This window comes from Bradyrhizobium sp. HKCCYLRH2047 (assembly GCF_051168175.1).
Taxonomy (GTDB): Bacteria; Pseudomonadota; Alphaproteobacteria; order Rhizobiales; family Xanthobacteraceae; genus Bradyrhizobium.
The window spans coordinates 355,006-371,448 of sequence record NZ_JBNPUM010000006.1 but is presented as its reverse complement, the minus strand read 5'-3'; the positions used below and the strand labels follow the sequence as shown (position 1 = coordinate 371,448).

Here is a 16,443-nt window from a genome sequence, read left to right as displayed (position 1 = left end):
TCATGCGAGTTGCGGTGGTCGGAACGGGTATTGCGGGTAACGCCGCGGCCTGGTCCCTGGCGAAGCGTTATCCGATCACCGTCTACGAGCGCGATCTCCGTCCGGGCGGCCACAGCCACACCGTGACGATCGACTATGACGGCGCTCCGGTCTCCGTCGACATCGGCTTCATCGTCTACAACGAGCTGAACTATCCTGAGCTCACCGCCTTGTTCGATCATCTGGGGGTCGAGACGGTCGACAGCAGCATGAGCTTTGCCGTCACCGCGGATGCCGGCCGGTTCGAATGGAAAGGTGGCGGCAACACCTGGCTCGACACCGCCAAGGGGCTGTTCGCGCAGCCGAGCAACCTGCTGTCGACATCCTATCTCTGGATGCTCAGGGACATCCTGAGCTTCAACGAGCAGAGTACAGCGGACTTCAAGGCCGGTCGTCTCGAGGGCCTGACGCTTGGCGACTATTTCCGCCGCAACCATTTCGCGCCGCGCCTGCTGACCGACTATCTGGCGCCGATGGGGGCCGCAATCTGGTCGGCCCCGGCATCCGAGATGCTGGACTTTCCGGCCGAGAACTTCGTCGCGTTCTTCAGCAATCACAGGTTGCTGCAATATGACCGCCCGGTCTGGCGCACCGTCAAGGGCGGCAGCCGCCGCTACGTGGAGAAGCTCACGTCAAGCTTCCGCAACCAGATCAGGCTCGGCAGCGCCGTGACCCGCATCGAACGCACCGCCCACGGCGTCATCGTTCAAGATAGCAGCGGGCGTCGGGACAGCTACGATCATGTGGTGATTGCCGCTCACAGCGACCAGGCTTTGTCGATGCTCGCCGACGCGGACGAGCGGGAGCGCGGCATCCTCGGTGCGATCAAATATTCGCCCAACACGATCTATCTGCACCGTGACAGCAGGCTGATGCCGAAGCGCCGCCGCGCCTGGGCTTCGTGGAATTTCCTGCGCTGGCAGCGTGAGGGCGTTCCCATGAACGATGTCGCCGTCACCTATTGGATGAACAACCTGCAGGACATCGACGACGCCAGGCCGCTGTTCGTCAGCCTCAACCCACCCTTCGCTCCGGCTCCGGAGCTGACCTTTGGCAAATATATCTGTGAGCACCCACAATATACGGCTGCCGCCTTTGCGGCGCAGAAGCGTCTGGCAGCGATTCAGGGGCAGCGCCATACTTGGTTCTGCGGGGCCTGGACCGGCTATGGCTTCCATGAGGACGGGCTGCGCTCGGGTCTCGCCGTGGCAGAGGCGCTCGGCGCGAGCGTGCCATGGCGCGGGTTTCCAGCCGAGCTCGCCGAGGCTGCGGAATAGGCGCGATATGGGCATGGATCACTCGGGACCGGATGATCGAATGGAAGCGGCCGCGCTCTATGTCGGAGATGTCATGCATGCCCGCATGCGGCCCACCACGCATCGATTCCAGTATCGCGTGATGAGCCTGCTGATCGATCTCGGCCGGCTCGACCAAGCGGACCGGCAGACACCGCTGTTCGGGGTCAATCGGCGCGCGCTCTACAGCTTCCACGAGGCCGACCACGGTCCGCGCGACGGCTCGTCGCTGCTGGCCTATGCGCAGACCTGTGCGGCGGATCAAGGGATCGATCTCAGCGGCGGACGCGTGCTGCTGCTGTGCTATCCGCGGCTGCTCGGCTACGTGTTCAATCCGCTGTCGGTCTATTTCTGCCATCGCAGCGACGGCACCCTGGCGCTGATGATCTACGAGGTCCGCAACACCTTCGGCGAGATCAAGCCCTATGTGCTGCCCGTCAGGCCCAATGAGCTGTCCGCGGCAGGGCTGCGCCAGACGCAGGACAAGACCTTCTACGTCTCGCCGTTCATCGACATGGCGATGCGCTACCATTTCCGCATCATGCCGCCGGGCGACAAGGTCAAGTTGCGGATTCTGGAAACTGGCGCCGACGGGCCCCTGCTCGCTGCAACCTTCTCCGGCCGTCGTCGCGGGCTGACGTCCGGCTCCCTGCTCGCTGCCTTCGTCTCGCTCCCGCTGGTGACTGTCAAAATCTTCGCCGCGATCCATTGGGAGGCACTGCGGCTGTGGGCCAAAGGCGTCCGGCTCGTGCCGCGCGGCGAAATCATTGCAGGCCCTGGAACCAATACCGGCTTGGCGGGGAACGGCAGCCACGCTTATATATCACGACGCTGACCGGAAACGGCCGGCTCGCTCTGCGTCCGTGATTCCCTGCCCGCACAGGTGCCACACCGGCCAGCCGACGGGGACGTGGGCTGGAGCCGTTTGCGTGAGTGGACCTGCCATGCCGGACGTCATCCCAGTCACCCCTGATACCATCGACAAGGTGCTTGCCGATCTTCCCCGCCTGCCCCGCCTTGCCCTCGGCTTCGGATCGCGGTTGCGAAAAGGCACGCTCGACGTGACCCTGCCGGACGGACGGGTGATCCGGCTCGGCGGCGTTGAGCCCGGGCCGGCCGCCGCAATGATCCTGGCCAATTACGGCTTCGCATCGCGCCTTCTCAATGGCGGCGACATCGGCATCGCCGAAGCCTATCTGAACGGCGACTGGGATACGCCGGACCTGACGCAGTTTCTCTATCTGTTCTGCGTCAACCAGCACCTGCTGCAGTCGATGCTGGAAGACAAGCCGCTGATCCGGTTTGCCCAGCTGGTCCGGCACTGGTTCAACCGCAACACCAAACGTCAGGCGAAGCGCAACATCTACGCCCATTACGACATCGGGAATTCGTTCTACTCGGCCTGGCTCGATCCGAGCATGACCTATTCCTCGGCCTTGTTCGAGGAGCACACCACCGACCTCACCGCTGCGCAGACCAACAAGTACAAGCGGCTGGCCGAGGCGATCGATCTCAAGCCCGGGCAGAAGCTGCTCGAGATCGGCTGCGGCTGGGGCGGCTTTGCCGAATATGCCGCCAAGACGTTCGGCACCAAGGTCGTTGGGCTGACGATCAGCCAGCAGCAACGCGATTTTGCACAGCGCCGCATCCACGAGGCCGGGCTCGCCGAGAAAGTCGAGATCCGCCTGCAGGACTATCGCGACGAGCGCGACCGCTACGACCGTATCGCCTCGATCGAGATGATCGAGGCGGTCGGCGAGCAGTTCTGGCCGAAGTATTTCTCGCAACTGCGAGACCGTCTGCTGCCGGGCGGACTGGCCGGTGTCCAGGCCATTACCATCCAGGACAGCCTGTTCCAGCACTATCGCCGCGAGGTCGACTTCATCCAGCGCTACGTTTTCCCGGGGGGCATGTTGCCAACACCGCAGATCCTGAAGTCGCTCGGCGACCGCTTTGGCATACCCGTCATCCGCGAGCGCATCTTCGGGGAAGATTATGCCAGAACGCTGGCGATCTGGCGAAATAACTTCCGAGAGGCTTGGCCTGACCTCACGCCCGCCGGATTCGACGAGCGCTTCAGGCGGCTCTGGGAATATTATCTGTCCTACTGCGAAGCAGGTTTCCTCTCTGGGAACATCGATGTTCGCCAGGTGGTCTTTGCGAAATCAGGGGGCTGATCCAGCCGGCTTACGCTCCCCTGGATATCAGGCTAGGGTCCTCTTAAGTGTGCTCGAGGAAACTCCTACGGTATCTGCAAAATGACCATTCATAACGACGTCGTCGCGGCGATCGGCAATACGCCGCTGATCAAGCTCAAGCGCGCCTCGGAGGCGACGGGCTGCACCATTCTCGGCAAGGCCGAGTTCATGAACCCGGGCCAGTCGGTCAAGGACCGTGCCGGCAAGTGGATGATCCTGGAGGCCGAGAGACGTGGCGATCTCAAGCCGGGCGGCCTCGTGGTGGAGGCCACTGCCGGCAACACCGGCATCGGTCTGGCCGTGGTCGCCAGCGCGCGCGGTTATCGCACGCTGATCGTGATTCCGGAGACGCAGAGCCAGGAAAAGAAGGACATGCTACGGCTGTGCGGCGCGGAGCTGGTCGAGGTGCCAGCGTTGCCGTTCAGCAATCCCAACAACTATCAGCATGTCGGCCGCAGGCTCGCCGACGAACTGCGCAAGACCGAGCCGAACGGCGTGCTGTTCGCCGACCAGTGGAACAACCTCGACAACGCCAAGGCGCATTATGAGTCCACGGGACCCGAGATCTGGGAGCAGACCAACGGCAAGGTCGACGGCTTCATCTGCGCGGTCGGCACCGGCGGCACGATTGCCGGCACCAGCCGCTATTTGAAGGACAGGAACAAGGATATCGTCACCGCCTGCGCCGATCCGCACGGCTTCGCCATGTACGAATGGTTCAAGAACGGCGTCGTCAAGTCGACGCCCGGCGACTCCATCACCGAAGGCATCGGCATCGGTCGCGTGACGCCCGTGATCGAGACCGCCAAGGTCGACGACGCGTTCCTGGTGTCCGACGAGGATGCCGTCAACACGATCTACGACCTCGTGCAGCATGAAGGCCTGTGCCTGGGCGGCTCGACCGGCGTCAACGTCGCCGGCGCGGTGCAGCTCGCCCGGAAGCTCGGCCCCGGCCACACCATCGTGACCATCCTGTGCGACTCCGGCACGCGCTATCAGTCGAAGCTGTACAATCCAGAGTTCATGCGTTCGAAGAACCTGCCGGTGCCGGCTTGGCTCGAGAAGCGCAGCGGGATCAAGCCGCCGTTCATGTAGGACGCGAAAGACGAGTAGCGAACGAGAAACGACCTCTATTCGCTATTCGCATCTCCCAATTCGCCCCATCAATGCCGCAGGATCTGGCTCAGGAACAGCTTGCTGCGCGCATGCTGCGGATTGGCGAAGAACTCCTGCGGCGTGTTCGATTCGATGATCTGGCCGGCGTCCATGAACACGACGCGGTTGGCGACCTCGCGCGCGAAGCCCATCTCGTGGGTCACGACCAGCATGGTCATGCCCTCCTTCGCGAGATCGACCATGGTGTCGAGCACCTCCTTCACCATCTCCGGATCGAGCGCCGAGGTCGGCTCGTCGAACAGCATGACCTTGGGGTTCATCGTCAGCGCGCGCGCGATGGCGACACGCTGCTGCTGACCGCCCGACATCTGGCCCGGGTATTTCTGCGCCTGATGCGGGATCTTGACCCGCTCCAGGAACTTCATCGCGGTCGCCTCGGCCTCCTTCTGCGGGATGTTGCGCACCCAGATCGGCGCCAGGGTGCAGTTCTCCAGCACGGTCAGGTGCGGAAACAGGTTGAAGCTCTGGAACACCATGCCGACCTCGCGGCGAACCTCGTCCACGCGCTTGAGGTTCGGACCGAGGTCGATGCCGTCGACATTGATCTCGCCCTCCTGGAATTCCTCGAGCGCGTTGATGCAGCGGATCAAGGTCGACTTGCCTGAGCCCGAAGGCCCGCAGATCACGATGCGCTCACCCTTCCCGACCGAGAGATTGATGTCGCGCAAGACGTGGAATTCGCCGTACCACTTGTTGAGGGCGGAAATGCTGACGATCGAATTTGCAGTCATGGATCTCTCGATGATCTCTGGCTCAATGGCGCCGGTGCGCGTTGACGCGGCGCTCGACCAGCAGGGAGTAGCGTGACATGCCGAAGCAGAAGGCGAAGTAGATCAGCCCCGTGAAGGCAAAGCCGGTGAAGGCCGTGGTCGGCGTCGCCCAGACCGGATCGGCAAACGAGGCCTTGAGGCTGCCGAGCAGGTCGAACAGCGCCACGATGGACACCAGCGAGGTGTCCTTGAACAGCGAGATGAAGCTGTTGACGATGCCGGGGATCACGTGGCGCAGCGCCTGCGGCAGCACGATGAAGCTCGTCGTCTTCCACCAGGACAGGCCGAGCGCGCTCGACGCCTCCGCCTGGCCGCGCGGAATGGCCTGCAGGCCGCCGCGGATCACCTCGGCCATGTAGGCGCCGGAGAACAGCGCAACGCCGATCAGCGCCCGTACCAGGCCATCGACCCTGGCATTGCCGGGCAGGAACAGCGGCAGCATGTAGGTGGCGAAGAACAGCACGGTGATCAGCGGCACGCCGCGGACCAGCTCGATGAAGGCGATCGAAAAGATGCGGATCAGTGGAATGGTCGAGCGGCGGCCGAGCGCAAGCGCAATGCCGATCGGCATCGACGCAACGATGCCGATCACCGAGACGACCAGCGTCACCAGCATTCCGCCCCACAGCCTTGTGTCGACGATGGGAAGGCCGCCGCGATCGAGGCCCATGATCGCAATGACGACGGCAATGCCGGCGAAGGTCGCGGCCGTGGCGATGACGCTGCGCAGCGCCCTGCTCCCGCCGCCAACGAAGAACACCAGCGCGGTGACAATGATCGCGGAGAGCGCGAGATCATTCCACACCGGCTGATGAGATTGCTGCAGCTCATTGCGGATCCAAACCAGCGGCCAGATCACGAGCGATGCGAGCGTTCCGATCAGCACGACCAGCTTGCCGAGCAGCCACAGCAGCACGCCGACCACCGGCAGATTGTCGCCGGCGCGCACCAGTGCGTTACCGGCCGTATCGATGCTCTCGACGAACACCTGGAGGGCGCCTGTGGTCCAGCTCACGCCGAAGCCCTCCAGCCCACCGCCATAGAGCAGGAAGAACGCGACCACGGGCAGCGCGAAGAAGAACAGGCCCGCGTTCAATCCCTTCGCCGGCAGGCGCGGAATCAGCAGCGGCACCAGCAGCACCACCGCCAGCACATAGGTCAGATTGACGCGCCAGCGGTCGGCCTCCGGGTAGAAGCCGTACATGAACTGGCCGAACTTCGCCGAGATGTAGGGCCAACAGGCGCCGACCGGATGTCCGGCGTTCTGCGCCAGGCATGCTTCGCGGTCCTTGCCGACCCACACCGCGTCGACCAGAAGGAACTTGACCGCCGGGATCACGGTGAACCAGATCAACAGCGCGCTCACCAAAGTGAGCAGGATATTGGTCGGGGAATTCAACAGCCTCGTGCGGACGAAGCCGACGAAACCCGTCGTCTTGATGGGCGCCGGGCGTTCTCCGGCCATGTCCTGACGGATGAAGGTTGAGGCCGTGATGTCGGTCATGCGCCAAGTCTCTTCATGCGCCAAGTCTCTTCCCAAGCCGCCAGCTGTAGAAGCTCATCATCGCGCTCGTGATCAGCGACAGCGCCAGATAGACGCCCATCGTGATTCCGATGATCTCGATGGCCTGACCCGTCTGGCTCATCGTCGTGCCCGCGAACACCGACACGAGATCGGGATAACCGATAGCGACCGCGAGCGAGGAGTTCTTGGTCAGGTTCAAATACTGGTTCGTCAGCGGCGGCAGGATGACGCGAAGCGCCTGCGGCACGACGATCAGGCGCAGCACGGTGCCGCGGCTCAGTCCAAGCGAGAGCCCCGCTTCCATCTGTCCCTTGTGCACGGACAGAATGCCGGCGCGCACGACCTCGGCGATGAACGACGCGGTGTACATGGTCAGCGCAAGGGTCAGCGCGACGAGCTCTGGAATGATGCGCGAACCGCCGGCGAAGTTGAATCCCTTGAGCGCCGGTACCTCGAACGAAATCGGCACGCCGAACACGAGCGCTGCAATCAGCGGCAGGCCGATCAGCAGCCCCAGCACCCAGGGCCAGATCCGCATCACATGGCCGCGGAGGAACAGCTCGCGCCGCGCGTAATAGTGCAGACCGACCGAGACCACGATCGCCACACCGAGCGCGATCACGAACGGCATGAAGCCGGGCTCCTCAATCGGGCGCGGAACGATGAAGCCGCGGTTGTTGAGAAAGAAGGTCGAGAAAAGAGAGATGCTCTGTCGCGGTCCGGGCAGAGCCGCCAACACCGCAAGATACCAGAACAGGATCTGAAACAGCAGCGGCAGGTTGCGGATCAGCTCGACATAGGCGCCGGAGACTCGCGACAGCAATGCGTTCGGTGACAAGCGGCCAAGCGCAACCAGAAAGCCAAGGATGGTCGCCAGCACGATACCTATGACGGAGACCAGCAGCGTGTTCAGCACGCCGACGATCAGCACGCGACTGTAGCTGTCGGAGCCGGAGTAGCTGATCAGGGTCTGGTTGACGTCGAAGCCGGCCGTGTTGTTGAGGAAACCGAAGCCCGACGTGATGCGCTGGGCGGCGAGGTTGCTGCGTGCGTTGGCCACGATCTCGTAGCCAACCCACACCAGGACTGCGACGAACAGGATCTGCAGGATGATGCCGTTCCATCCTGCCTTGCCACCCAGCATGCGCTTCAGCCGAAGCCCATATTGCGCAGGCGGTAACCTCGCTTCGATACTCATTCGCCGCAGCCCCGCTATCGTGCAGTGATCAGCGGATCGGCGGCGCGTACTGCAGGCCGCCCTTGTTCCAGAGCTGGTTCAGACCGCGCGCGATCTGCAGCTTGGAGCCCGCGCCGACGTTGCGGTCATACATCTCGCCGTAGTTTCCGACCGCTTTCACGATCCGGGAGAACCAGTCCTTGGTGAGGCCGAGCTGCTCGCCGAGATTGCCATCGGTGCCGAAGGCGCGCTTGAAATCAGGCTTGTCCGACTTGGCCATCTCGTCCACGTTCGCCTGGGTGACGCCCATTTCCTCGGCCGTGATCAGCCCGAACAACGTCCACTTCACGATGTCGAACCACTGGTCGTCGCCGTGGCGCACCATCGGGCCGAGCGGTTCCTTCGAGATCACCTCGGGCAGCACAACATGATCGGCCGGATTGGAGAGCTTCAGGCGCTCGGCATAGAGGCCGGAGACGTCGGTGGTGAACACGTCGCAGCGGCCGGATTCATAGGCTTTCACGGTCTCGTCGGCGCCGGCGAACGCGATCACCTCGTACTTCATCTTGTTGGCCTTGAAGTAGTCGGCGAGGTTTTGCTCGGTCGTGGTGCCAGTCTGCACGCAAACCGAAGCGCTGTTCAGCTCCAGCGCCGAGTTGACCTTGAGGGCCTTCTTCACCATGAAGCCCTGGCCGTCATAATAGGTAATTCCGGCGAAGTTCGCGCCGAGCGAGGTGTCACGCGACAGGGTCCAGGTGGTGTTGCGCGACAGCACGTCGACTTCGCCCGATTGCAGCGCGGTGAAGCGATCCTTGGCGGAGAGCGGCACGAACTTGACCTTGGTCGGATCGTTGAAGATCGCGGCGGCAATGGCGCGGCAGACGTCGACGTCGAGCCCGGTCCAGTTGCCCTTGTCGTCCGGGTTCGAGAAACCGGGCAGGCCCTGGCTGACGCCGCAGGCGAGCATGCCGCGATCCTTGACGGTCTTGAGCGTTTCGGCCTGGGCGCCGACGCTCGCCAGCATCGGGGCGAGAGCAAGAGTGAGAGCCAGAGTGACGCGTTTCATAAATACAGCCTTTCGCGGTCGTCCTTGGGGAGCGATGAAATCTCAGCGCGAAGATGGGGCCGACCTGAATCCGCCTTTGCAAACGCCATACCAAGAATATGGCACACGCAATGCACAACGGAGCCGTGCATGCGAGATGAAGCGGGAATCGCGGCAAGCCCCTCAACGTGCAGCGATCGAATTGCGCCGGCATCACAGAACGACTGGCGGTCCGGGTCAAGGGGTTGACGGGCCTGTTCTGCATTCTGTTATTAACGACCGCAGTGCAGCCTGATTTCCAGCTATCCCGGCAGGCTAAAAGAGAAAAGACACGCGAATGGCATTATCGAACGACCCCGCTGCGGCGGTGCGACAAAACGTCGAGACACGGCTGGTCACGGCGGGGCGGGACACGAAAGCGCAGCACGGATTCGTGAATCCTCCGGTCGTTCATGGGTCGACGGTCCTGTATCCAACGGCTGAAGATCTGCATGCACACCGCGGCGAATTCCAATATGGCCGCCACGGCACGCCGACCACCAAGGCATTGCAGCAGGCGCTGATGGCGTTGGAGGGCCCGCAATGCGCCGGCGTCGGCATCGCGCCGTCAGGTCTCGGGGCGATCTCGACGACCCTGCTGTCGGTGCTCAAGGCCGGCGACCACGTGCTGGTCTGCGACAGCATCTATCGCCCGACCCGCAATTTCTGCAACGGCATGCTGGCGCGCTACGGCGTCGAGACGACCTATTTCGACCCATTGATCGGCACAGGAATTGAGCAACTGCTCAAACCAAATACACGCGCGGTAGTGGTCGAGGCGCCCGGCTCGCAGTCGTTCGAAATGCCGGACATCCCCGCCATTGCGGCGGTTGCGCATGCGCATGGCGCACTCGTCATCGACGACAACACCTGGGCGACGCCGCTCTACCACCGCTCCCTCGATCAGGGCGTCGACGTCAGCATGCAGGCGGCCACCAAATATATCGGCGGCCACTCCGACATCATGTTCGGGACGATTTCGGCCAATGCGAAGGCGTGGCCGCTGATCTCCGAGGGCATCCGCCTGCTCGGCGTCTGCGCCGGGCCGGACGACGTCTTCCTGGCGCTGCGCGGCGTGCGGACGCTCGGCGTGCGGCTGGCGCAGCATCATCGGTCCGGCCTGGAGATGGCACGCTGGCTCGCCGCCCGCCCCGAGGTGATCGAGGTCCTGCATCCTGCGCTGGAGAGCCATCCGGGGCATGCGATCTGGAAGCGGGACTTCACCGGCGCCTCCGGCCTGTTCAGCATCGTGCTGCAACCAAAGCCGCAAGCCGCGGTTGATGCGATGCTCGACACGCTGACGCTGTTCGGAATGGGCTATTCCTGGGGCGGCTTCGAGAGCCTGGCGATTCCGTTCGACTGCGCGAGCTATCGCACGGCCACCACCTGGGCGCCCGGCGGCCCCACGCTGCGTCTGCATATCGGCCTGGAGAATGTAGAGGATCTCAAGGAGGATCTCGACCAAGGCTTTGCGGCGTTCAACGCATCTTAGCCACATCTTGGGCAGCCCATGGAACGCCCTGCGATCAGGCACGCAGGGCCGACAAAATAGCGTTGATCCCCAGCCGATTGGGCGTAGCCTTCGCGGCAGAGGTCGCGGAGACGAACGGAAATCATGGTTCTGCTCGATCTGATGGGCGGCGTGGCGTTGCTGCTGTGGGGCCTTCACATGGTCCACAGCGGCATTCTTCGCGCCTTCGGCCCGGATCTCCGGCTGCTGCTATCGCGGGGGCTGCGTAACCGCTTCAGCGCCCTCGCCGCCGGGCTCGGCCTGACCGCTCTGCTCCAGAGCAGCACGGCGACCGCGCTGATCACGACCTCCTTCGCGGCGGAAGGCCTGGTCGGCCTGATCCCGGCGCTGGCGATCATGCTCGGCGCCAATATCGGCACCACGCTGATCGTGCAGGTCCTGTCGTTCAACGTGGCGGCGGTCGCCCCCATCCTGTTCGTGCTCGGCCTGGTGGCGTTCCGCAGCGGGCCGCGATCGCGCATCAAGGACCTGGGGCGGGTGTCGATTGGCCTCGGCCTGATGCTGCTGTCGCTGCACATCCTGATCGACACCCTGGCGCCCGCTGAAGAAGCGCCGGCGATGCGCGTGTTCATGCAGGCGATCACGGCCGATGTCACGCTGTGCATCATCTTCGGCGCCGTCGTCACCTGGATCGTGCATTCCAGCGTCGCCAGCGTGCTGCTGGTGATGTCGCTGGCCTATGCGCACTTCATCACGGCCGATGCCGCGTTGGCGCTCGTGCTTGGCGCCAATCTCGGCAGCGCCGTCAATCCGGTGTTCGAGGGCGCGCGCCGTGACAACCCGGCGAGCTATCGCCTGCCCGTCGGCAATCTCCTCAACCGTGTCATCGGAGTCGCGCTGATCGCGCCGTTCCTGCATCCGCTCGCAGCGCAATTGCAGCAATTTCAGCCCGATCTGTCGAAGCTGACGGCCCAGTTCCACATGGCTTTCAATCTCGGCACGGCCGTGGTGTTCATCGGCCTGCTCGGCGTCATGGAGAAGCTGCTCGTCAGACTGTTCCCCGACCGCCCGGCGGAGGTCGATCCGGCCAAGCCGCGCTATCTCGACGAGACCGCGCTGGAGACACCGTCGCTGGCGCTTGCGGACGCTGCGCGCGAGGCGCTGCGAATGGGCGATCTGGTCGAGACCATGTTGCGCAATGTCATGACCGCGATGATGACCAACGACCGTGGCCTCGTGGATCAGGTGTCACGCGCGGACAATGTCGTCGACCGGCTCGACGAAGCCATCAAGCTCTACATCACCAAGCTGACGCGGGGCAGCCTGGACGACCGTGAGGGCAAGCGCGCGATGGAGATCATCTCCTTCGCGATCAACCTCGAACACATCGGCGACATCATCGACAAGAACCTGAGCGAGCTCGCGACCAAGAAGATCAAGCGCAGGTTCCAGTTCTCTGCGGAGGGCGCCGACGAGCTGCAGGCCTTTCACCGCCAGATCATGGAGGCGCTCCGCGTCGCGTTCGGCATCTTCATGTCCGGCGATGCGCAGCAAGCCCACCAACTGCTCGATCAGAAAGCCGAGCTCCGCAACGCAGAGCTCGGCGCGACCGAGCGGCACCTCGAACGTCTGCGCGAGGGCCGCTCGGAGACGCTCGAAACCACCTCACTGCATCTCGACGTGCTGCGTGACCTCAGGCGTATCCACTCCCACATCTGCTCGGTCGCCTATCCCGTCCTGGACGCGGCCGGCGAAGCGGCCAGCCGCCGCAGCGAGGCGGCAGACAGCGGGGCCACCGTCGCCCTGCCCGCATCCTCTGCAAAGCCGCTGCCGCGCTGAGCGTAGGACGGCGCTACGAACCGGTTGTTCCGCATGCCCGCGCCTGGGCCGAAGCGCCTTCGGCGCGGAGAGAGCTGGGCGCGAACTGCGATGGGAGAGGCAATGCCTGTCCTGCGCCAGCGAACATCCGCCCTGTGAACCTGAAGACGGCCCCGATCAATTGCTCAGCGTCTGGGATTCCCGCTGGCGGTTCTTGAAGATCAACATCACGTTGCGGACGTAGATGATGTTCGACAGCAGCTGGCCGAAGATGATGACCGGCTCGCGCTTCACGAGACCGTAGATCAGCGTCATCAGCCCTCCCCCGATCGAGAAGAACCAGAAGGCGATCGGCACCACGCTCTTGCCCGCGCGCTCGCTGGCGATCCACTGCACAACGAAGCGCGCGGCGAAGGCCAGCTGGGCGGCAAGGCCGAACACCAGCCAGAAATCGAATTTGGCGACGAAGATGTCATAGAGATAGTTGCTGAACGCCTGCCCGAATTGAATCAGCATGACTTCACCTCGATCGCAACCGGCGTCGGCTTCTTGCGGCGGATCAGCCACCACACGCCGGCGAGATCCATGATCCCGATCCACAGCCGGTCGAAGAACCCGTAGTTCGACACGCCCGAATGCCGGGGACGATCGATCACGTCGATATAGGCGATGTCGTAGCCCTCGCGCCGCACCAGGGCGGGAAGGAAGCGGTGCAGACCATCGAAATACGGCATCATCAGGAACACGTCGCGACGGACCGCCTTGAGGCCGCAGCCGGTATCGCGGGTGCCGTCATGCAGCACCGCATTGCGGATCTTGTTGGCCAGCCGCGACTGTAGCTTCTTGAAGCCGGTATCCTTGCGGCCGACGCGCTGCCCTGCGACGAGGCCGACGCCTGCACCGCCCTTTTCGAGCGCGGCAATGAGGTCGGGCAAGAACGCGGGATTGTTCTGGCCATCACCATCCAGCGTGGCCACCATGGCGCCATGGGCCGCGCGGATGCCGCTACGAACCGCAGCCGATTGGCCGGTCGATTTCTCATGCCGCAGCACACGCAGGTTCGGCCGCCGTGCCATTTCCTCGGCGAGCCGCTGCGCGGTGTCATCGGTCGAGCCATCGTTGACGTAGATGATCTCGTAGGACCACAGACCATCGAGCGCCGCCGCGATCTCGGTGATCAGCGGAACGATATTGCCGGCCTCGTTGCGCACGGGAACGACGATGGAGACGGCAACGAGGGTTTCGGTCGACAAGATGAGAACTCGTAATGGCGTGACTGGACCGGTTGCTGCCCCGGGCGCTGCGGCGGAGGCTTCTTATGGGGCTTGGGGCCGCCTATCAACCCCTTTAGCGCGGTACGATTTGGCCGTCCTTGCCCAGGCGGAAACCCAGCCGCCGGGCTGCGAACCAGTAGCGGACCAGCATGGCGCAGGCCAATCCGACCACGGCGCCGGCGACCACATCGCTTGGATGATGGGCCAGCAGCACCAGCCGGCTTAGGGCGATCACGACGGCATAGATGAACGCGGGAACGCGCCATCGCGGCCAGACGGCGGCAACGGCGAAGGCCAGCGCAAAGGCCGTCACCGCATGCGCGGAGGGCATGCTGAAATAGGCAGGTGTGCCGTTGAACGGGTCGAAGTTGAAGGCATTCGCCTTGCCGCCGACGAAGGGGCGGCCGCGGCCGATGATGTATTTCAGCACCTGAGCCACGAGCACCGAGCCCAGCACCGCGAAGAAGGCGTACTGAACGTGGGTGGCGAAATTCAGCAGGCGGCTGCGCGTGGCCTCGGGCCATAGCGGCGCGATCAGGATCGTCACGATGACGCCGACTGCCAGCAGACCCAGCACGTATTCATCCTGGCCGAACTCGGTGACGATGCGCCATGGCCACATGCTGGGGGTGCCGCGGGCGGGCATCAACCCGATCTCATAGGCATCGAAGGCAACCATCAGGATCACGATCGCGCCCAAACCGATGCCAATCAGCAGGAGAAGTTCGCGCCACAGACGCTGCCGGCTTGCTGCATCGGGCGCCGTCTGAGGCCGGCGCACCAGCCGTCCCAGCGAGAATTTGCCGACCAGCGCGAGCTGCGAGACATAGCCTGAGGAAGACGGAGAGGTGTCGGGCGCCGACATCTATTCGGTGCCCTCCGAGCGATAGATCGCGATCGAGACCGGGCGGCCCTGCGAGATGTTGTAGCCGTCGATCCGCTTGGCGACGTTGTAGCGCAGCCCGATCGCCTCGGCGCGCTGCACGAACGCCCGCTCGGTGCGCTGCTCGACAAGCGCGAAGCGGCACGTGCCCTGGTTGAGGAAGTCGGCCGCCCCCGAGCCGTCGGTGAGCTGGGTCGAGGTTCCCGTCATGAACACCAGGCTCGGCTCGTGGAAACCTGCCGCTGCCGCCTTTGGCCCGACGCAGACCACGTTGCGCAGCGCGCGCGCAATCTCCGCGCTGGGAAACAGCGGCGTCAGCGCCGGCAGCACGGCGCCATACACCACGAACGCCAGGAACATCGCCGCCACGCCGGCATTCAAGAGCGAGCGCTCGGCACGGCCGTCGTCATAGAGCCACCAGGCGAACAGGCCGAAGATCAGCGACGCCGCCACGAATGGCCAGGCCAGGAACACCGGCTGGTGCGTCACGATGATGGCGCCGATCACGGCCACCACCGAGGTGATGGCGGGAATCGCGAACCACCAGGCGGCGCCGCGGCGCAGCCACGAGCGCGACAGCACCCGCCGCTCCAGCGCGCCCACGGTCAGGATGGCGATCGCCGGATACAGCGGCAGCACGTAGTGCGGCAGCTTGGTCAGCACCGCCTCGAAAATGATCCAGGACGGTACCAGCCAGGCCAGGAGGAACTGCGCACCGGGCTCGCGCCGCGCGCGCCACACGGCGGGGGCTGCCATTGCGGCCAGCGGCGCGCCCGGCCAGAAGGTGATGAACAGCAGCAGCAGATAAAGTCCCGGCGGTGCGCCATGCGACTCCTGGGCGCCGATCTTGCTCAGCATGTCGCCGCCGACGGAATCGGCAAAGAAGGTGTCGCCGGCGCGCAGGAAGATCAGCACGAACCAGGGCAGCACCAGCACCAGCATCCACATCAGCCCCCACAGAGGGCGCAGACGCGACAGCCAGCCGGCGCCGCGATCCATGATCGCCAACGCCAAGATCGTCAGTCCTGCGAACATCAGGATCAGCGGGCCCTTGATCAGGATGCCGCCGGCGAGCGCCGTCCAGAAGATTGCAGGCGGTCCCCACGGCGGATGCACCGGATCCTCGCCGCGCTGCCACGACAGATAGACGCGCGCCAGCGCGCCCATCGCGGCCACCACGGTGAACAGCAGCATCGCGTCGGTCTTGGCGAGCCGGGCTTCCACCCCAAGCAGGACCGAGCAGCACATCAGCAGGGCGGAGAACACCGCGCCGCGCCGTGTCACGAAGGAGAGCGCGGTCCAATAGGTCAGCAGCACCGCGCCGATCGCGCCGATCAGCGAGGGAATGCGGTAGACCCAGATGCGGAGCTGCGCACGCGGCAGCCCGATCGCCGACGCCGTCTCGACCGCAGCCGATTGCAACCAGTAGATGCCGACTGGCTTCTTGTAGCGCACGTCGTCCTGGAAGCGGATGTCGACGTAATCGCCGCTCTCGACCATCTGCTTGGTCGCCTGGGCGAAGCGCGCCTCGTCACGATCGATCGGCGGGATGGTGAAGAAGCCCGGCAGGAACAACAGCAGCCCGCAGACGAGCAGGAACGCCACCGCCCTGGTGTGGCTCACGGTGACGGCATCGATCATCCGCACCAGCCGATTGCCTGGATTGACCAGGTTCTTCGGCTCGCGCGGCTCTCCAAAACGGGGGCGGGCATAGGTCTCGACCATGGGGTTCC

At 64.2% G+C, this 16,443-nt stretch carries 14 protein-coding genes; 6 read left to right on the top strand and 8 right to left on the bottom strand.

What is annotated here, in order from left to right:
* Positions 1 to 2: 2 nt before the first annotated feature.
* The 4 genes from ACQR1D_RS17365 (at position 3) to ACQR1D_RS17350 (ending at position 4,627) form a co-directional block, all read left to right on the top strand.
* The gene (locus tag ACQR1D_RS17365; protein ID WP_434893915.1) at positions 3 to 1,316 is read left to right on the top strand and encodes an NAD(P)/FAD-dependent oxidoreductase; all 1,314 of its coding nucleotides are present in this window, start codon (positions 3 to 5) and stop codon (positions 1,314 to 1,316) included.
* A 7-nt stretch (positions 1,317 to 1,323) separates the two neighbouring features.
* The gene (locus tag ACQR1D_RS17360) at positions 1,324 to 2,169 is read left to right on the top strand and encodes a DUF1365 domain-containing protein (RefSeq protein ID WP_434846836.1); all 846 of its coding nucleotides are present in this window, start codon (positions 1,324 to 1,326) and stop codon (positions 2,167 to 2,169) included.
* Positions 2,170 to 2,278: 109 nt separating this feature from the next.
* Positions 2,279 to 3,511: a cyclopropane-fatty-acyl-phospholipid synthase family protein gene (locus tag ACQR1D_RS17355; protein WP_316178952.1), complete on the top strand. Its 1,233-nt coding sequence runs from the start codon at positions 2,279 to 2,281 to the stop codon at positions 3,509 to 3,511.
* Between the two features lie 81 nt (positions 3,512 to 3,592).
* Complete coding sequence (locus ACQR1D_RS17350; protein WP_316178672.1) at positions 3,593 to 4,627, top strand: cysteine synthase A; 1,035 nt, start codon at positions 3,593 to 3,595, stop codon at positions 4,625 to 4,627.
* 68 nt (positions 4,628 to 4,695) lie between these two features.
* Here the strand turns inward: ACQR1D_RS17350 and ACQR1D_RS17345 are convergent, their stop codons facing one another.
* Genes ACQR1D_RS17345 through ACQR1D_RS17330 form a run of 4 tightly spaced genes read right to left on the bottom strand, consistent with a single transcriptional unit; the run spans position 4,696 to position 9,246 of the window.
* On the bottom strand, positions 4,696 to 5,439 hold the full coding sequence (locus tag ACQR1D_RS17345) for an amino acid ABC transporter ATP-binding protein (protein WP_315799914.1): 744 nt from the start codon (positions 5,437 to 5,439) through the stop codon (positions 4,696 to 4,698).
* A gap of 22 nt (positions 5,440 to 5,461) precedes the next feature.
* Positions 5,462 to 6,982 (bottom strand): amino acid ABC transporter permease, encoded by a 1,521-nt coding sequence (locus ACQR1D_RS17340; RefSeq protein WP_434893914.1) that lies wholly within the window; start codon positions 6,980 to 6,982, stop codon positions 5,462 to 5,464.
* A 13-nt stretch (positions 6,983 to 6,995) separates the two neighbouring features.
* Positions 6,996 to 8,201 (bottom strand): amino acid ABC transporter permease, encoded by a 1,206-nt coding sequence (locus ACQR1D_RS17335; protein ID WP_315799912.1) that lies wholly within the window; start codon positions 8,199 to 8,201, stop codon positions 6,996 to 6,998.
* 28 nt (positions 8,202 to 8,229) lie between these two features.
* Complete coding sequence (locus ACQR1D_RS17330; protein ID WP_315799911.1) at positions 8,230 to 9,246, bottom strand: amino acid ABC transporter substrate-binding protein; 1,017 nt, start codon at positions 9,244 to 9,246, stop codon at positions 8,230 to 8,232.
* 316 nt (positions 9,247 to 9,562) lie between these two features.
* Between ACQR1D_RS17330 and metC the strand changes: the two genes are divergently transcribed.
* Positions 9,563 to 10,756, top strand: a complete 1,194-nt coding sequence (metC, locus tag ACQR1D_RS17325) for a cystathionine beta-lyase (RefSeq protein ID WP_315799910.1) — start codon at positions 9,563 to 9,565, stop codon at positions 10,754 to 10,756.
* A 123-nt stretch (positions 10,757 to 10,879) separates the two neighbouring features.
* A complete protein-coding gene (locus ACQR1D_RS17320; protein ID WP_434839875.1) occupies positions 10,880 to 12,574 on the top strand; it encodes a Na/Pi cotransporter family protein in 1,695 nt (564 codons plus the stop codon).
* A gap of 156 nt (positions 12,575 to 12,730) precedes the next feature.
* On the opposite strand, the gene ACQR1D_RS17315 is transcribed toward ACQR1D_RS17320, so the two are convergent.
* The 4 genes from ACQR1D_RS17315 to ACQR1D_RS17300 form a co-directional block, all read right to left on the bottom strand.
* Positions 12,731 to 13,069 carry a lipid-A-disaccharide synthase N-terminal domain-containing protein gene (locus ACQR1D_RS17315; protein ID WP_434839874.1) on the bottom strand — a complete coding sequence of 113 codons (339 nt, stop codon included), beginning with the start codon at positions 13,067 to 13,069 and terminating at the stop codon, positions 12,731 to 12,733.
* Positions 13,063 to 13,806, bottom strand: coding sequence for a glycosyltransferase family 2 protein (locus ACQR1D_RS17310; RefSeq protein ID WP_434839873.1), 744 nt, complete (start codon positions 13,804 to 13,806; stop codon positions 13,063 to 13,065). Before ACQR1D_RS17310 ends, ACQR1D_RS17315 begins: the two co-directional genes overlap by 7 nt.
* Positions 13,807 to 13,900: 94 nt before the next feature.
* Complete coding sequence (locus ACQR1D_RS17305) at positions 13,901 to 14,692, bottom strand: phosphatase PAP2 family protein (RefSeq protein ID WP_315799906.1); 792 nt, start codon at positions 14,690 to 14,692, stop codon at positions 13,901 to 13,903.
* Positions 14,693 to 16,435 (bottom strand): ArnT family glycosyltransferase, encoded by a 1,743-nt coding sequence (locus ACQR1D_RS17300; protein WP_434839872.1) that lies wholly within the window; start codon positions 16,433 to 16,435, stop codon positions 14,693 to 14,695.
* Positions 16,436 to 16,443: the final 8 nt, after the last annotated feature.